At 63.7% G+C, this 16,383-nt stretch carries 12 protein-coding genes; 7 read left to right on the forward strand and 5 right to left on the reverse strand.

Annotated features, from left to right (window positions below; translation table 11 throughout):
* Positions 1–5 precede the first annotated feature (5 nt).
* Entirely contained in the window at positions 6–494 is a 489-nt protein-coding gene (locus FXB41_RS03930; protein ID WP_219679814.1) for an MmcB family DNA repair protein, read from the reverse strand.
* 239 nt (positions 495–733) lie between these two features.
* Between FXB41_RS03930 and FXB41_RS03935 the strand changes: the two genes are divergently transcribed.
* Positions 734–2,431 carry an alpha-amylase family protein gene (locus FXB41_RS03935; protein WP_219679817.1) on the forward strand — a complete coding sequence of 566 codons (1,698 nt, stop codon included), beginning with the start codon at positions 734–736 and terminating at the stop codon, positions 2,429–2,431.
* A gap of 155 nt (positions 2,432–2,586) precedes the next feature.
* On the opposite strand, the gene FXB41_RS03940 is transcribed toward FXB41_RS03935, so the two are convergent.
* On the reverse strand, positions 2,587–4,185 hold the full coding sequence (locus FXB41_RS03940; RefSeq protein WP_219679821.1) for an alpha-amylase family glycosyl hydrolase: 1,599 nt from the start codon (positions 4,183–4,185) through the stop codon (positions 2,587–2,589).
* 172 nt (positions 4,186–4,357) lie between these two features.
* On the opposite strand from FXB41_RS03940, the gene FXB41_RS03945 reads away from it, so the two are divergent.
* Positions 4,358–5,038: an MBL fold metallo-hydrolase gene (locus FXB41_RS03945; RefSeq protein WP_219679825.1), complete on the forward strand. Its 681-nt coding sequence runs from the start codon at positions 4,358–4,360 to the stop codon at positions 5,036–5,038.
* A 171-nt stretch (positions 5,039–5,209) separates the two neighbouring features.
* Here the strand turns inward: FXB41_RS03945 and FXB41_RS03950 are convergent, their stop codons facing one another.
* Both FXB41_RS03950 and FXB41_RS03955 read right to left on the reverse strand, forming a co-directional pair.
* Positions 5,210–6,376, reverse strand: coding sequence for an extracellular catalytic domain type 1 short-chain-length polyhydroxyalkanoate depolymerase (locus tag FXB41_RS03950; RefSeq protein ID WP_219679826.1), 1,167 nt, complete (start codon positions 6,374–6,376; stop codon positions 5,210–5,212).
* A gap of 141 nt (positions 6,377–6,517) precedes the next feature.
* The gene (locus tag FXB41_RS03955; RefSeq protein ID WP_219679828.1) at positions 6,518–7,930 is read right to left on the reverse strand and encodes an MFS transporter; all 1,413 of its coding nucleotides are present in this window, start codon (positions 7,928–7,930) and stop codon (positions 6,518–6,520) included.
* A gap of 235 nt (positions 7,931–8,165) precedes the next feature.
* On the opposite strand from FXB41_RS03955, the gene FXB41_RS03960 reads away from it, so the two are divergent.
* Both FXB41_RS03960 and FXB41_RS03965 read left to right on the forward strand, forming a co-directional pair.
* On the forward strand, positions 8,166–9,401 hold the full coding sequence (locus FXB41_RS03960) for an LLM class flavin-dependent oxidoreductase (protein ID WP_007598192.1): 1,236 nt from the start codon (positions 8,166–8,168) through the stop codon (positions 9,399–9,401).
* A gap of 64 nt (positions 9,402–9,465) precedes the next feature.
* Positions 9,466–10,842 carry a cytochrome P450 gene (locus tag FXB41_RS03965; RefSeq protein ID WP_219679830.1) on the forward strand — a complete coding sequence of 459 codons (1,377 nt, stop codon included), beginning with the start codon at positions 9,466–9,468 and terminating at the stop codon, positions 10,840–10,842.
* A 99-nt stretch (positions 10,843–10,941) separates the two neighbouring features.
* Here FXB41_RS03965 and FXB41_RS03970 read toward each other — a convergent pair whose 3' ends face one another.
* Entirely contained in the window at positions 10,942–11,784 is an 843-nt protein-coding gene (locus tag FXB41_RS03970; protein ID WP_219679832.1) for an SDR family NAD(P)-dependent oxidoreductase, read from the reverse strand.
* Positions 11,785–11,979: 195 nt separating this feature from the next.
* On the opposite strand from FXB41_RS03970, the gene FXB41_RS03975 reads away from it, so the two are divergent.
* From FXB41_RS03975 to FXB41_RS03985, 3 genes are all read left to right on the forward strand, one after another.
* Positions 11,980–12,945: a sensor histidine kinase gene (locus tag FXB41_RS03975; protein ID WP_007598200.1), complete on the forward strand. Its 966-nt coding sequence runs from the start codon at positions 11,980–11,982 to the stop codon at positions 12,943–12,945.
* Positions 12,946–13,153: 208 nt separating this feature from the next.
* Positions 13,154–14,890: a putative bifunctional diguanylate cyclase/phosphodiesterase gene (locus tag FXB41_RS03980; RefSeq protein WP_219679912.1), complete on the forward strand. Its 1,737-nt coding sequence runs from the start codon at positions 13,154–13,156 to the stop codon at positions 14,888–14,890.
* Between the two features lie 237 nt (positions 14,891–15,127).
* Positions 15,128–16,294 (forward strand): substrate-binding domain-containing protein, encoded by a 1,167-nt coding sequence (locus tag FXB41_RS03985; protein ID WP_246648586.1) that lies wholly within the window; start codon positions 15,128–15,130, stop codon positions 16,292–16,294.
* Positions 16,295–16,383: the final 89 nt, after the last annotated feature.

The following is a 16,383-nucleotide window of genomic DNA, read 5'->3' on the forward strand; positions in this document are numbered from 1 at the left end:
CGCCGCTACTCCCAAAACTCCGCATGCCCCTGCGGATCGACCAGCCGGTTGATCCGCAACGCCGCAGCCATGCCAAATCGCAACGTCATCTGCTTGCGCGTGGCCGCAGCGAGCTTGTGCTCGGGCGCCTCGCAGTGCAGGTGCGCGCCATAGGCATCCGCGATGATCAGACCCGTGTCTTGCGGAAAGATCTCGCAAGGCAGGTCCTGCGTGAAGGCGAAGAACAGCCGGTCGCAATGCGCCCGGTATTCGTGCCATTTCTGATCGGCGCGCAAATCCTCCACCGACGATTTGATCTCGACGATCCAGATCTCGCCGCGCTCGTTCAGCGCGACGAGATCGGCGCGCCGCCCCGAGGGCAGCGGCAATTCGCTGATGCAGGTGAAGCCGAGCGAGCGCAGCAACCGCGCCGTGCCGCGCGCGATCGCCAGCGCCCTCTCGGATTGACGGCGGTCGGGTGGTGGCACGAGGGCAATGCGGGCGGGATTGTCCATGGGGAGAGGATAACCGATTCCTCCGTCGTCGTCCTGGCGAAAGCCAGGACCCATTACCCCAAGAGTTCGTTGGTGCACGAGCTAATAACCACCAGTCCTCGTCAAATTTTGGCCTGTGGCAATGGGTCCTGGATCTGCGCTTCGCTTGTCCAGGACGACAGTGGCGCGGAACCTCCCCTCCCCTACGCACTTATCACGCAGCCGCCGCACCTCGGCGGAACCACCGAGGCTGCGCGCGCATGATCGACGATCTCTGGTACAAGAACGCCATCATCTATTGCCTGTCCGTCGGCACCTATATGGACGCCAACGGCGATGGCATCGGCGATTTCAAGGGCCTGTTGCGCCGGCTCGATTATCTGCACGGCCTCGGCATCACCACGATCTGGCTGATGCCGTTCCAGACCTCGCCCGGCCGCGACGATGGCTACGATGTCGCCGACTACTACAGTGTCGATGCCCGCTACGGCACGCTCGGCGATTTCGTCGAGTTCACCCATGGCTGCAAACAGCGCGGCATTCGCGTCATCATCGATCTCGTCGTCAACCACACCTCCGACCAGCATCCCTGGTTCAAGGCGGCGCGGAGCGACAGGAATTCGCCCTATCGCGACTGGTATGTCTGGTCCGACAAGAAGCCGGCCAACGCCAATCAGGGCATGGTGTTTCCCGGCGTGCAGAAATCGACCTGGACGCGCGACAAGGAAGCCGGCGCCTGGTACTTCCACCGCTTCTACGATTTCCAGCCCGATCTCAACACCTCGAACCCACGTGTGCAGGCCGAGATCTTGAAGATCATGGGCTTCTGGATCCAGCTCGGGGTCTCGGGTTTTCGCATGGATGCCGTGCCTTTCGTCATCGCGACCAAAGGCGCCAAGGTGAAGAAACCGGCCGAGCAGTACGACATGCTGCGGACGTTTCGTGAATTCCTGCAATGGCGGCAGGGCGATGCCATCATCCTCGCCGAGGCTAACGTGCTGCCAAAGACGGACATGGAATATTTCGGCCGCGATGCCGACCGCATGCATATGATGTTCAATTTCCAGGTCAACCAGCATCTGTTCTATGCGCTGGCCTCGTCCGATTCCCGCCCGCTGGGGAAAGCGCTAAAGGCGACCAGGCCGCGGCCCGCCTCGGCGCAATGGGGCCTGTTCCTGCGCAATCATGACGAGCTCGATCTCGGGCGATTGACCAAGGCGCAGCGCGACACCGTGTTCAAAAGCTTCGGTTCTGACAAGGACATGCAGCTCTACGACCGCGGCATTCGCCGTCGCCTGGCACCGATGCTGGGTGGCGACCGCCGGCGGCTCGAGCTCGCCTACAGCCTGATGTGCACGCTGCCGGGGACGCCCGTGATCCGCTACGGCGACGAGATCGCGATGGGCGATGATCTGTCGCTGCCGGAACGCAATTGCGCGCGCACGCCGATGCAATGGTCGACCGAGCCGCATGGCGGCTTCACCACCAGCGACAAGCCGGCCTTGCCCGTCATCGACGAAGGACCGTACGGCTATCCGCACGTCAACGTCGCCAAGCAGCGGCGCGATCCCAACTCGATGCTGAACTGGACCGAGCGCATCGTCCGGATGCGCAAGGAGGTGCCGGAGATCGGCTGGGGCGATTTTTCGATCATCGCGACGCGCGATCCCGCCGTGTTCATCATGCGCTACGACTGGCGCAACAATTCCGTGCTGTTCGTGCATAATCTCGACGAGAAGCCGCGCGAGACTGCGTTCTCGGTGGGGCTGCCGGGCGAGGCCGGCGCGCACCTCATCAATCTGCTCGCGGAGGACCACAGCCACGCCGACAAGCGCGGCCAGCATCGCGTCGTGCTGGAGCCTTATGGGTATCGCTGGTATCGCGTCGGTGGATTGGATTATCTGTTGAAGAGGAGTGATATCGACAAGACGTTGCGGCGTAACAAGCATCCGGGATAGGAGGTGCGACCACACACTCCGTTGTCGTCCTGGCGAAAGCCAGGACCCATTACCCCAATAGGTGATTGTCGTACGAAGTGATAACCACGATCTTCGCCAAACTACTCCTGGGGTAATGGGTCCTGGATCTGCGCTTCGCTTGTCCAGGACGACGGTCAGGGCGGCGTGATGATCACGCCCTCATTGCCGCGCAAATCCAGCACGCCTTCGAGCCGCTCCCCCTCGCGATCCAGGAATGTCGACAGCAGAACCTCGCTGCCGAACTTGATCGCGCTGGTGGTGACCGCGATCGGCTCGGGGCCGAGATTGAGCACCACGATCACCGCCCTGCCCTCGGCCTCGCGGCGATAGACCAGGAGATCGCCTTGGGCCGAGACCGGATGATAGTCGCCCGCGACCAGCGGCGGACACCCCTTTCGCAACGCGATCAGGCGCTTGTAGAGCGTCAGGATCGAACGTGAATCGGCCTCGAGATCGACGACATTGTTGCGGATGTGATCCTCCGGCAGCGGCAGCCATGGCCTGACCTCCGAGAAACCGGCGAAGTTGGACGAATCCCACTGCATCGGCGTGCGGCAGCCGTCGCGGCCGACACCAATACCGGGCACGTTCTTCTCGAAGGGGTCACGCACGTCCTCAGGCGCGATCGCGAGCTGATGCATGCCGATCTCGTCGCCGTAATACAGCGTCGGCGTGCCGCGCAGCGTCAGCAGCAGCATGGCGGCGATGCGGGCCTGCTCCGGCCCGACGCGGCTTGCGACGCGCGGGCGATCGTGGTTGCCGAGCACCCAGTTCGGCCAGGCGCCTTTCGGCAGCGCCTTCTCGTAGTCCTCGACGATTTTCTCGATCGAGCGCGCGCTCCAGAAGGTCGAGAGCAGCGCGAAATTGAACGGCATCTGCGCGCCGGTGAGGTCGTTGCCGTAATAGGCCATCAGGCGATGCAGCGGCAGATAGATCTCGCCGATCAGGACGCGGGCATCATAGGCATCCGTGACGCGCCGCATCTCGGCGATGACGTCGTGCACCTCGGGCTGGTCGGTGGAATATTGCGTGAGGATCTTTTCGTTCGGCGGCCGGCTCTCGACATAATGCGGGTTCGGCGGATTGTCGCGGAACTCGGCGTCCTTGATCAGGTGCCAGATCACGTCGACGCGAAAGCCGTCGACGCCCTTTTCCAGCCAGAACCGCATCACGTCATAGATCGCCGCGCGGACATCGGGATTGCGCCAGTTGAGATCCGGCTGCTGGGCGAGGAAGGCGTGATAGTAGTATTGACCGGTGGTCTCGTCGAACTGCCACGCACTGCCGCCGAACTCGGACAGCCAATTGTTCGGCACGCCGCCACCCTCGCCCGGGTCGCGCCAGATGTACCAGTCGCGTTTGGGATTGTCGCGCGAGGAGCGGCTCTCGACGAACCAGGGATGCTGGTCCGAGGTGTGGTTCGGCACGAGGTCGAGGATCAGCTTGAGGCCGTTGTCGTGCGCGGCGGCAAGCAGCGCATCGAAATCCACCATCGTGCCGAACAGCGGCTCGATGCCGGTATAGTCGGAGATGTCGTAGCCGAAATCGGCCATCGGCGAGGGGAAGATCGGCGACAGCCAGATCGCATCGACACCGAGCGATTTCACATAGGGCAGCCGCTGCAAAATGCCGGCGAGATCGCCGACACCGTCACTGTTTGAATCCTGAAAGGAGCGCGGGTAGACCTGATAGAAGATGCCGTCGCGCCACCAATTGCTGCCGCCCTGAGTCATGCGGGAAATCCATCCAAAAACTGCTTCTCGCGCGGGAGAACGCGGAACGAGCGCCCCGGTTCAAAACAGCAGGCGAATTGAGACCGCCGTGTGACGATGTCCGCGGCTGTTCCCGAGCCGCGGGGACAAATCTTTTGCTTGGCGGCATGGCAAAAATCGGCATTGTGACACCATGACAGAGCAAAACGAGACACAAGCCGAGGCAGGCGCGAAAGCGGGCGCGATCATCGTCCCCGTGACGCTGTTCGAGCAGAATTGCACCATCATCTGGGACGAGCCTTCCAAGAAGGCCGTGGTGATCGATCCCGGCGGCGACGTGCCGAAGATCCTCGACGCCATCAAACAGACCGGCGTCACCGTGGAGAAGATCTGGCTGACCCACGGCCATATTGACCATGTCGGCGGCGCGGCCGATCTCCGCGACGCGCTGAAGGTGCCGATCGAGGGCCCGCATGTCGCGGACAAATTCCTGCTCGACAACGTGGTCGAGAGCGGCGCGCGCTTCGGCATGACGGGGGTGCGCAATTTCGAGCCGGACCGCTGGCTCGACGAAGGCGACAGCGTGGCGATCGGCGATCTCCAGTTCGAGATCTATCATTGCCCCGGCCACTCGCCCGGCAGCGTGGTGTTCTTCAACAAGGATCTGCGTTTCGCCCATGTCGGCGACGTCCTGTTCGCGGGCTCGGTCGGTCGCACCGATCTGCCCGGCGGCAGTCACGCGACCCTGATCGACTCGATCAAGACCAAGCTGCTGCCGCCTGGCGACGATGTCGGCTTCATCTGCGGCCACGGCGCCGGCTCGAGCATCGGCCAGGAGCGGATGACCAATCCGTTCATCACCGGCGAGATGTAGCTTTTGTTTGAGCATGATCTGTTCGGAAAACCGCTTCACACTTTTCCGGATCATGCTCTATTCCGCGGCGTCTGCGAACGCCGCGGGCTGGTTCAGGTTGCGGTCGCCCCATTCGCGGATCGCAGCGACGACGGGCACAAAACTCTTGCCTTATCGGCGCGACGGCCTGAGTTACTTCATCAATCCCGCGGCCGTGAGCGCGCGCGTGATGATCTGGCCGAGATCGAAGCCGCGGGCCTCCTCGCGCTTCGGCTCGGCCGTCTCTTCGGCGACCGCGGCGCGGATCGAGCGTGCCAGATGCGGCGCGGGCGAGCGGGCCGGCGTCGGCTTTGGTTCGGCCTTCTTCGCCGCGTCGGGAATCCAGCCGGTGAGGCCGAAGAATTTGGCGATGTGATAGGACGAGGAGATGCCGGCCTCGATCAGGAACGCGCCTTCCACGCCATAGCGCTGGTCGTTGTCGGCAAGGCCGAGCGGCGTGCCGTGGGCCATGTCGGTGATGGCGTAGGACTCGACGAGGGTCTCGCCGTCCTTGTTCCACCAGGCCTGGCGCGGATAGCCGTCGATGTTGGTTTCTGCCATCGGCGCGTCAGGCAGATCGTGCAGGTCGAGCCATTGCTTGACGATCTCGTTGGCATTGCCGGGATTGACGGTGCGATCGGCGCTGCCGTGCCACACCGAGATCCTGGGCCAGGGCCCGCGATGATTCGAGGCCCGCCGCACCAGATCGCCAAGTTCGCGCGCCGGCCGCTCCGGGGAATGAAACATGCCGTCGAGCGCCTCGCGCAGATTCGTCGCAATGCCGTAGGGAAGTCCCGCGATGACCGCCCCGGCCGCGAAGACTTCAGGGTAGGTCGCGAGCATCACCGATGTCATGCCGCCGCCGGCCGACAGGCCCGTGATGAAGATGCGCTTGGGATCGACGCGATGCGTTTCGATCATGTGCGCGATCATCTCGCGAATCGAGCACGCCTCGCCGCTGTCCCGTGCCGTGTCTTCCGGATTGAACCAGTTGAAGCAGGTGTTGCTGTTGTTGATGCGCTGCTGCTCGGGCATCAACAGCGCGAAGCCGTAGTGCTCGGCGAGCGTCGACCATCCGGCACCGAGGTCGTAGCTTGCCGCCGTCTGGCCGCAGCCGTGCAGCACGACGACGAGCGCGCGCGGCTTCTGCAGTTGCGGCGGCACGAACGCGAACAGGCGCAGATTGCCGGCATTGTCACCGAAGCCCGTAACCTCCTGCAACGGACTGGAGGCATCGGCGCTCCGGCCAAAGTCGGCGAAGCGCAATCCGTCCAGCTTTGGCAGACGTCTCAAGAGGTCGACATTTCTGGTTAACGACACGGCAGCTCCTGGCAGGCGACGTCCCAACGTCCACCCAAACCAAATAGTTGCTGCAGCGCAAAATAAAAAGACCGTGTGCTGTCAATGACGAGTAAATCGCGGGAAAACCTGCAGAAATCCGCACGTATTAACCGCAATGCCTCAACTTCGTGCAGATCCACGGCGCATCCACGCCAGGAATGCGGCGCAGATCATGATTAACGTCACAAACAGCGCGAGCGAGACGAGAAATCCTGCGCGCGCTGATTGCACGGCTTCGACGGCGAAGAACACCGCGCCGATTGCGGCCACTCCGGCCGCATTTCCAATCTGCGCCGTGGTGCCGTAAATGCCGGAGGCAGAACCTGCGGCCACGGGCTTCACCGTCGAGAGCACCGCGCCGGAGAGCGGCGCCATCACCAGCCCCTGACCGTAGCCGAACACGATCATGGTGAGCGCGAGCAGGAGCGCGGACGGCGCATCGACAGAGAACGCGACAAGCGCAAGCGCCGCGAGGCCCGCGATCTGAAGCGCGCAACCTTCGATCAAGACCCTGGTGCCGCGATGGCGCGCCCGTGGGCCGCTATGGCGCGAGGCCACGACGAAAGCGAGCGCGAGCGGAATGAAGGCTATGCCGGCCGCGAGCGGCGGGATTTTCAGCCCTCGCTGCATGAACAGCGTCATGACCAGATAGAACGAGAGATTGGCGAAGAAGAAAAAGAACGCGGCGCCGAGACCGCGCAGGAAAGCGGCGTCCGCCAGCAGGGAGAGATCAATCAGCGGCATGCCGCCGGCGCGTGCCACCGCATGCTCCAGTTTCGGGAACGCCAGGAGGATCACGGCGCCGATCGCCATCACCAGCCACAACCACGGTGCCCAGCCGACATCGTGACCGAGCAGCAGCGGACCGATCATGCACAGCAATCCGGCAAACAGGACGATGCTGCCCGTGATATCCAGCCGCGTGCCGGCGCGGTGCGGCACTGAGGGCATGATGCGCCAAGCCGCCACCGCGATGACGAGACCGCACGGCACATTGACGAAGAACACCGAGCGCCAGCCGGTGCCGGCGAGATCAATCGTGACCAGGAGACCGCCGAGCAGAAAGCCCGCGGCACCCGCGAGCCCCAGCACGATGCCGTAGATGGCGAAGGCGCGGCTGCGCTGTTCATCGGTGAACAGGAGATGCAGCGTTGCCAGTACCTGCGGCACCATCAGCGCGGCGGAGGCACCCTGCGTCAACCGCGCCACGATCAACTCCGCACCGGATCGCGCCAGTCCGCACCACAGCGACGTCAGGGTGAAGCCGAGCAGGCCAGCCAGGAACACGTTCCTGGTGCCGTGAATGTCGCCAAGCCGGCCGCCGGTGACGACCAGCGTGGCATAGGCGATCAGGTAGATCGCGATGACGGATTCGATCTGCGCCGGCGACGCCTTCAACTCGACCGCGATGGTCGGAATGGCGACGTTGACCACGAAGGCATCGACGCCGAACATGAACTGGGCGGCCACGACGATCGCCAGCACCCACCAGCGACGGGACGTATCGACCTGCTTTGTGACGGTTTGGTGCATCGGCGCGCGACCCTTCGGATGTCCTTGCCGATCATCGCAGGCCCAATGCGGCGCCGCGATTACCTCGAAGGTAGGATCCTCGCGCGCTCCGCCTCTCTCCGCGTGCCCGCGAGAGGGAGACGACACATGCATGGCTGCATTCCGCCGTGCGGGACATCGCGCGATTGCGTTCGCTGCCTCCAGCACGTAGCTTCGCGCCACAAACAAACAAAAAATGTAAGCTGGAGAGAACGCCATGGCGCGCCTGAAGTTCGGAGCCTTCCTTGCCCCGCATCATCCGATCGGGGAGCATCCGATGCTCCAGTTCCGGCGCGATCTCGATCTGGTCGAGCAGCTCGATGCACTCGGCTATGACGAGTTCTGGTGCGGCGAGCATCATTCCTCCGGCTGGGAAATGATCGCCTCGCCGGAGATGTTCCTGGCTGCGGCCGGCGAGCGCACCAAGCGGATCAAACTCGGCACCGGCGTGGTGTCGCTGCCCTATCACCATCCCTACAACGTCGCGCAGCGCATGGTGCAGCTCGACCACATGACCGGCGGCCGCGCCATCTTCGGCTCCGGCCCCGGCGCGCTCGCCTCCGACGCGCATACGCTCGGCATCGATCCGATGACGCAGCGCGACCGCCAGGACGAGGCGATCGGCGTGATCCGCCGCCTCTTCAATGGCGAGCGCGTCACGGCGAAGAGCGACTGGTTCACCATGAACGACGCCGCGCTGCAGCTCCTGCCGCTGCAGGAAGAGATGCCGTTTGTGGTGGCCTCGCAGATCTCGCCCTCTGGCATGACGCTCGCCGGCAAATATGGCATCGGCATCATCTCGCTTGGTTCGATGACGACGCAGGGGCTGATGTCGCTGCAGCAGCAATGGCAGTTCGCCGAGGACGCGGCGAAAAAGCACGGCACCAAAGTCGATCGTGCGAACTGGCGCGTGCTGCTGACCTGGCACATCGCCGAGACCCGCGAGCAGGCGCGTCGCGAGGCCGGCGCCGGGCTGATGCGCTGGCACAACGAATATAATGTCGGCACGCTGCAGCGGCCGGGTCTGACGGCGTTCGCCTCACCCGACGAGGCCGTGGACAAGACCGCGTTCGTCGATGGCGCGGCCTCCGTCATCGGCACGCCCGACGACCTCGTCAAGATGATCAAGAACGTGATGCAGGTCTCCGGCGGCGTCGGCGCCGTCATCGGCTTCGTGCACGACTGGGCCAATCCGGAGAACACGCGCCGGAGCTGGGACCTTGTCGCGCGCTATGTCGTGCCCGAGATCAACGGCTACATCGACGGCTTGCGCAAGTCGCAAAAATTCGTGATCGAGAACCGCGCGATCTTCGAGCGTGCGGGACAGGCCGTGATGGCCAAGATCATGGAAAACGAGAAGGCCGCCGAGGCTTTGAAGGTGACCGGCGCGGGCCGCGTTGCGATTCCGGCCGTCAATGCCCCGGATTTGCAGAAGGAAGCGGCGAAGCGGTAAGCGCGGAATCATCGTCACCGAATTGTGCTATGTTGGCCGGGTCCAGCCAACCGGAGCAATCGTCATGTCGATGCAGAATGTGGCCGCCCCTGCGCTCGGCTTCACTCCGCCCAGGCGCAACGAGCTGACACATATCCCCGGCGACGAAGGCTGGCCGATCATCGGCAAGACCTTTCAGGTCCTCGCCGACCCCAAGGGGCACATCGAGGCGAACGGCGCCAAATACGGCCTGATCTATCGCACGCATTTCTTCGGCGAGACCAATGTCGTGCTGCTCGGCCCCGAGGCCAACGAGCTCGTGCTGTTCGACCAGCAAAAGCTGTTCTCCTCGACCCATGGCTGGAACAAGGTGCTCGGCCTGTTGTTCCCGCGCGGATTGATGCTGCTGGATTTCGAGGAGCACCGGCTGCATCGCAAGGCGCTGTCGGTCGCGTTCAAGTCCGGCCCGATGAAGTCGTATCTGAGCGATCTCGACCGCGGCATCGCCGCCCGCGTCACGCAGTGGAAGGCGAAACCCGGCGAGATGCAGCTTTATCCGGCGATGAAGCAGCTCACGCTCGATCTCGCCGCCGCATCCTTTCTCGGCGCCGATATCGGGCCGGAGGTCGACGAGATCAACCGCGCCTTCGTCGATATGGTCGCCGCGGCCGTCGCCCCGATCCGCCGACCGCTGCCCGGCACGCAGATGGCGGCCGGCGTCAGGGGGCGCAAGCGCATCGTCGCTTATTTCCGCGAGCAGATTCCGCTGCGACGCGGCAATCACGGCGGCGATGACCTGTTCTCGCAGCTCTGCCGCGCAACCCACGAGGACGGCGCCCTGCTCTCGGAACAGGACATCATCGACCACATGAGCTTTCTGATGATGGCGGCGCACGACACGCTGACCTCGTCGCTGACGTCGTTCATCGGCGAGCTCGCGGCAAATCCCGGCTGGCAGGACAAGCTTCGCGCGGAAGTCATGGCACTGGGGCTCGCCCCTGACGCGCCGAGCAGTTTCGACGATCTCGAAAAGATGCCGCTGTCAGAGATGGCGTTCAAGGAAGCGCTGCGGATCAAGCCGCCGGTGCCCTCGATGCCGCGCCGCGCCATGCGCGATTTCACCTTCAAGGGTTTTTCGATTCCCGCCGGCACCGCGATCGGCGTCAATCCGCTCTACACGCACCACATGAAGGACATCTGGCCGGAGCCGGACCGCTTCGATCCGCTGCGTTTCACCGAGGAGGCCCAGCGCAACCGCCACCGCTTCGCCTGGGTGCCGTTCGGCGGCGGCGCGCATATGTGCCTCGGCCTGCACTTCGCCTACATGCAGGCCAAATGCTTCGCGCGGCACTTCTTGCAGAACATCGAGGTATCGCTGGAGCCCGGCTACAAGCCGGACTGGCAGATGTGGCCGATCCCGAAGCCGCGCGACGGATTGCGGGTGCGGGTGAAGGCGGTGTGAGCATTGCAGCCGTCATTGCGAGCGAAGCGAAGCAATCCAGACTGCGTCCGCGGAAGCAGCCTGGATTGCTTCGTCGCTTCGCTCCTCGCAATGACGAAACTATCCGGCCCCCTGATCGAACGCCTTGCGCAGGGCCACGTAGCCCTGCTGCTGCTGGCTCCAGTTGCGGCCGCCGGTCATCGCGCCGTCGATGACGAGGTCATGGCCGTTGATGAAGCTGGATTCGTCGCTGGCCAGGAACACCGCTGCATGGGCGATGTCATCGGGAAGCCCGGCGCGCGGGATTGGCTGCGCGGTCTTGTAGATCTCGCGCATCACCGCCTGCGTCTTCTCCGCCGCCTCGGTCGAAAGCCCGAGCGCCTTGCCGAAAATGCCGGTCGCGATGGCGCCGGGCGAGATCGAGTTGACGCGGACATTGGATTCGCCGAGCTCCATCGCCACGCATTTGGTGAGATGGATCACCGCCGCCTTGGCCGCACCATAGACCATCGAGGACGAGAAGCCGGCGAGACGGCCGGCGATGCTGCCATTGTTGATGATGCTGCCAAATCCCTGCTTCTTCATGTGGGGTGCGGCGTGTTTCATGCCGAGCATGACGCTGCGCAGCAGGGTCGCCATCGCCGCATCGAAGCGCTCGACCTCGAGGCCTTCGATGCCGCCGGTCTGCGCCGGGCCGCCGGCATTGTTGAACAGGCAGTCGATGCGGCCGAATTTTTCGATCGCGAGCGCGATCAGCGCCTGCATCTGCGCTTCCGCCGTCACATCCGTCTGGCGGAAGACGCAATTCGACCCGAGCTGCTTCGCCAGCGCCTCGCCTTCCGGTACACGCCGCCCCGCGATCACAATTTTGGCACCTTCGGCAACGAAGACTTCTGCAGTCCGCAACCCGATCCCGCTCGTCGCGCCCGTGATCACCGCGACCTTGCCATCCAGCCTGCCCATGGAATGTCCCTGTTTTCGAACCCCTTGACGCCAAATGGCGGACACCGATCGACGACGGCGCCGCGACGGTCGGCGCCGCAGCAGGCACTATTCCTGCCGGCTTCCGACAAGGCAAGCTTTGCTTGGGGCCGGCGACATGCGTAACATTCCTGGCGACCGCTCGATTGTCGAACGCATATCGCGACCGGACTGCGCATGGCGAAGCTGATCGACGAATTCCGCAAGGGCTGGCAGGGCGTGGCACCGCCATCGCTCGGCCTCAGCCTTGCGTTTGCGGTCGCCTGCCTGCTGGTTGCGACGCTGGCGCGCTGGGCTCTCGCCCATGTGCGGCCCGACGTCTATTTCACGCCGTATTTCCCGGCCGTGTTCTTTGCGGCCGCGTTCGGCGGCTTCCGCATCGGCATCATCACGGCGCTGGTCGGCGGTGTGCTCGGCGTCGTCGTGAACTTTGGCGATGCGCTTGCCGATAACGCGCGATTCGCCCTGCTGGCACTCTATTGGGCGGTCTGCGCGCTCACCATCTGGGGCGTCGAGCACTATCGCTCGCTACTCGTCGAGCAGCGCCGGATTTCCAGGCGCCTGATCGAGGAAGAAGACTACCGCAAGCTGCTGGTCGACGAACTCCAGCACCGGCTGAAGAACAAGCTGTCGACAGTGCATGCCGTGCTGCATCAGGTGCTGCACGATCAGCCGCAAATCTGGGCCCGGATCGATCCGCGGCTGCGGTCGCTTGCAGCGACCGACGATTTGATTTCGCGGATCGACAAGGCCGGCTGCGACATCCGCGACCTGCTGATCTCCGAGCTCGGCCCTTACGGCCATGTCCGCTTCACGCTCAACGGCGACCGGCTGTTCCTGCCGCCGAAGCTTGCGGTCACGCTGTCCCTGATGTTTCACGAGCTCGCCACCAACGCGGGGAAATATGGCGCGTTCTCCGCGCCGCGCGGGTTGTTGCAGGTGTCATGGACCGTCAGCGACGACCGTCTGACCGTGACCTGGGATGAAACCGAGGGCCCGAGTGTCGACAAGATCTCCGAGCCGGGTTTCGGCACCAAGCTGTTGAAGTCGGCGCTGTCGGCCTTCGACGGCAAGACGGAGGTCTCCTATCTCAGGACCGGACTTCATTGCACCATGCAATGCCGTATCCCCAAAGACGGTTAGACACGGCGCAAACGAAATCCGTTCGCGTGCGTCGTTCGCGGTTTCGCCGGACGCGTTGACGCCCCGTTAATGACGATGGGCTGCGCGCGTCGCATCGACGCAAAACACCACCGTAATTCTCCGGGCCCCTTAACCAAACTTAAGAGGGAACCGCGCAAGATCGCGCCCATTGCAAAGGCGCGCTGAAACAACAAGATTCATGACTTCTATGAACGACAACAAATATTCCGGCGCGAGCGAAGCCGAACTCGGATTCCTCAAGGAAATCGTTAGAATGCTGCCTGCCGGCCTGACCGTGCAGGACGCGCAAGGCGAACTTCTCCTGGTCAACGATGTCGCGGCCGCCCAGCTCGGCATGGACGGCAGCCGCCCCTCGCGCGATCTCGCGCCGCGCCAGAAAGCCTGCCGGCAGGCCCTGAGCTCCGGTCAGGCGGTGGTCGCCGAGGAAGCGCTCCACGACGGAGCCGCACGCCAGGTGCTGCTGACCACCCATCGTCCGATCCGCCTTGACGGACGTGAGCTGCTGATCTCGGCCTCCTCCGACATCACCGAGCAGAAGAATTTCGAGGACCAGCTGTTCCGCTCGGCCTATTTCGACGAGCTGACCGGCCTGCCCTCGCGGCGGGTGATCGAACATCGCGCCACCAGCCTGCTCGCGCAGGGTCGCGCCGGCGAGCGCTTTGCGCTCGCCTTTCTCGACGTCGACAATTTCAAGCACATCAACGACTATTACGGTCACACCGTGGGCGATGCCCTGCTGGTCGAACTGTCGAAGCGGCTTGGACGCGGCCTGCGCGATTCGGACATGCTGTCGCGCATCTCCGGCGACGAATTTCTGCTGCTGCTGTCGCCGATCAAGAATCAGGAGGAAGTCGCCGAATTCATGCAATCGACGCTGGAGCGGCTGACGGCGCCGTTCTTCATCGACAATTCGGAAGTGTTCGCCTCAACCTCCGTCGGCATCAGCCTGTACCCCGATCACGGAAGCAGCTTCGAGACACTGCGCCAGAACGCCGACATCGCGATGTACCGCATCAAGAACGACGGCAAGGGATCGGCGGCCTTCTTCGACTCCAGCATGGAGCGCGAGGCGCTGGCGCGGATGAAAATCGAGCAGTCGCTGCGGCAGGCCATCCTGGAGAAGCGCTTCTGCTGCGCCTTCCAGTCCAAGGTCGACATCCGCACGCAGGAGGTGAAGGGCATCGAGGCCCTGGTTCGGCTGCGCGACGACGAGGGCGTGATCCAGGCGCCGGGCTCGTTCATCAATCTTGCCACCGAACTCGGGCTGATCGACGAGCTGACCCATCTCGTGCTCGCCGAGATCGTCAAGTCAATCGACCTGATCAACGAGACGTTCGGTGCGGAAGCGACCATCAGCATCAACGTCGCGGCCAAGCAGGCCGGCAACCCCGAATTCATGCGCAGCTTTGCCCAGGCGCTCGACGACACCAGCTTTCCGCAGCGCTTCATGATCGAGGTTACGGAAGACGCCTTCGTCGCCAAGAATCACTTCCAGGCCGAGATCCTGCCGATGTTCCGCAAGCTCGGCGTCGCCATCTCGATCGACGATTTCGGCACCGGCTATTCCTCACTGTCGGCGCTGGCCGACATCACCGCGGACGAGATCAAGATCGACCGCTCCTTCATTACCGATATCCATAAGCGCCCACGCAACCAGGGAATCCTGCGCGCGATCGAATCCCTGAGCGAAGCGCTCGGCATGACCGTGATCGCCGAAGGCATCGAATCCTACGAGGAGCTCGCCTACCTGCAGGCTGCGACCAAGATCCGCTACGCGCAGGGCTATTATTTCTCCCGGCCGATCTTCCTGGAGGAGCTGAAGCTCGCAACGCCGATCTCCAGCGAAGCACGCGCCAGTGTCACAAACCGCTCGACGCAACAGAACCGGCAGGGCTATTCCCGGGCGAACGGATACCGGCCGTAACCCCGCGCCTTTGGTTACTTTGCAAAGCCTGAGCAGCCCGTTCCGGGGGTGAGGTCAACAATTGCATCTGCCGATTTCCTCGGCGGAAGCGATCCGGCGCGGCCGGGCCGGGACAATGTCACACATGCCCGTCGCGTGGTCCGCCGGAAGGTGGAATTGCAATGTCCGCACGGTTGTGCAAATCGCTATGACCAAAGCATTTCATCAGGAGGGACCACCGTGCGTCGATCACTCGTCATGGCAACCACCATCCTCGCCCTCGCCGCGGGCACCTCCGCACAGGCCGACGATCTCAAGGTCGCGCTGATCTATGGCAAGACCGGCCCGCTCGAAGCCTATGCCAAGCAGACCGAGACCGGCCTGCAGATGGGTTTTGAATACGCCACCAAGGGCACCATGACGCTCGACGGGCGCAAGATCGTCATCATCACCAAGGACGACCAGGGCAAGCCCGATCTCTCCAAGGCCGCGCTTGCGGAAGCCTATCAGGACGACAAGGCCGACATCGCGATCGGCACGACCTCGTCGGCCGCGGCACTCGCGATCCTGCCGGTCGCCGAGGAGAACAAGAAGATCCTGATCGTGGAGCCCGCGGTCGCGGATCAGATTACCGGCGAGAAGTGGAATCGCTACATCTTCCGCACGGCGCGCAACTCGTCGCAAGACGCGATCTCGAACGCGGTCGCGATCGGCAAGCAGGGCGTCACCGTCGCAACGCTGGCGCAGGACTACGCCTTCGGCCGCGACGGCGTCGCCGCCTTCAAGGAGGCGCTCGGCAAGACCGGCGCGACGCTCGCCGCCGAAGAATATGCCCCGACCTCGACCACCGACTTCACCGCGGTCGGCCAGCGCCTGTTCGACGCGCTAAAGGACAAGCCGGGCCGCAAGGTGATCTGGGTGATCTGGGCCGGCGCCGGCAATCCGCTGGCGAAACTCCAGGACATGGATCCGAAGCGCTACGGCATCGAGCTGTCCACCGGCGGCAACATCCTGCCGGCGCTCGCCGCCTATAAGGGTCTGCCCGGCATGGAAGGTGCCACCTATTACTTCTATTCGATCCCGAAGAACCCGGTGAACGACTGGCTGGTCGCCGAACACCAGAAGCGCTTCAACGCGCCGCCGGACTTCTTCACCGCGGGCGGTTTCGCCGCCGCGATGTCCGTCGTCGCCGCCGTCACCAAGGCGAAGTCGACCGACACCGAGAAGCTGATCACGGCCATGGAAGGCCTGGAGTTCGACACGCCGAAGGGCAAGATGATGTTCCGCAAGGAAGACCATCAGGCGCTCCAGAGCATGTATCACTTCAAGGTCAGGGTCGATCCGAATGTCGCCTGGGCCGTGCTCGAGCCGGTGCGCGAGCTGAAGATCGAGGACATGGACGTTCCGATCAAGAATAAGCGGTAGGTGCTTCTTCACCTCTCCCGCTTGCGGGAGAGGCCGGGAGAGGGCTCTGTCCTCTTGGGGGTTCTCGCCTGAGGAGGCACCCTCTCCCC

It is taken from the genome of Bradyrhizobium canariense (assembly GCF_019402665.1).
Classification (GTDB): Bacteria; Pseudomonadota; Alphaproteobacteria; order Rhizobiales; family Xanthobacteraceae; genus Bradyrhizobium; species Bradyrhizobium canariense.

Bases quoted from the DNA above. Each gene is read 5' to 3' on its own strand.
- FXB41_RS03930 (WP_219679814.1), bottom strand. From the start codon at position 494: ATGGACAATCCCGCCCGCATTGCCCTCGTGCCACCACCCGACCGCCGT.
- FXB41_RS03935 (WP_219679817.1), top strand. From the start codon at position 734: ATGATCGACGATCTCTGGTACAAGAACGCCATCATCTATTGCCTGTCC.
- FXB41_RS03940 (WP_219679821.1), bottom strand. From the start codon at position 4,185: ATGACTCAGGGCGGCAGCAATTGGTGGCGCGACGGCATCTTCTATCAG.
- FXB41_RS03945 (WP_219679825.1), top strand. From the start codon at position 4,358: ATGACAGAGCAAAACGAGACACAAGCCGAGGCAGGCGCGAAAGCGGGC.
- FXB41_RS03955 (WP_219679828.1), bottom strand. From the start codon at position 7,930: ATGCACCAAACCGTCACAAAGCAGGTCGATACGTCCCGTCGCTGGTGG.
- FXB41_RS03960 (WP_007598192.1), top strand. From the start codon at position 8,166: ATGGCGCGCCTGAAGTTCGGAGCCTTCCTTGCCCCGCATCATCCGATC.
- FXB41_RS03965 (WP_219679830.1), top strand. From the start codon at position 9,466: ATGTCGATGCAGAATGTGGCCGCCCCTGCGCTCGGCTTCACTCCGCCC.
- FXB41_RS03970 (WP_219679832.1), bottom strand. From the start codon at position 11,784: ATGGGCAGGCTGGATGGCAAGGTCGCGGTGATCACGGGCGCGACGAGC.
- FXB41_RS03975 (WP_007598200.1), top strand. From the start codon at position 11,980: ATGGCGAAGCTGATCGACGAATTCCGCAAGGGCTGGCAGGGCGTGGCA.
- FXB41_RS03980 (WP_219679912.1), top strand. From the start codon at position 13,154: ATGAACGACAACAAATATTCCGGCGCGAGCGAAGCCGAACTCGGATTC.
- FXB41_RS03985 (WP_246648586.1), top strand. From the start codon at position 15,128: ATGGCAACCACCATCCTCGCCCTCGCCGCGGGCACCTCCGCACAGGCC.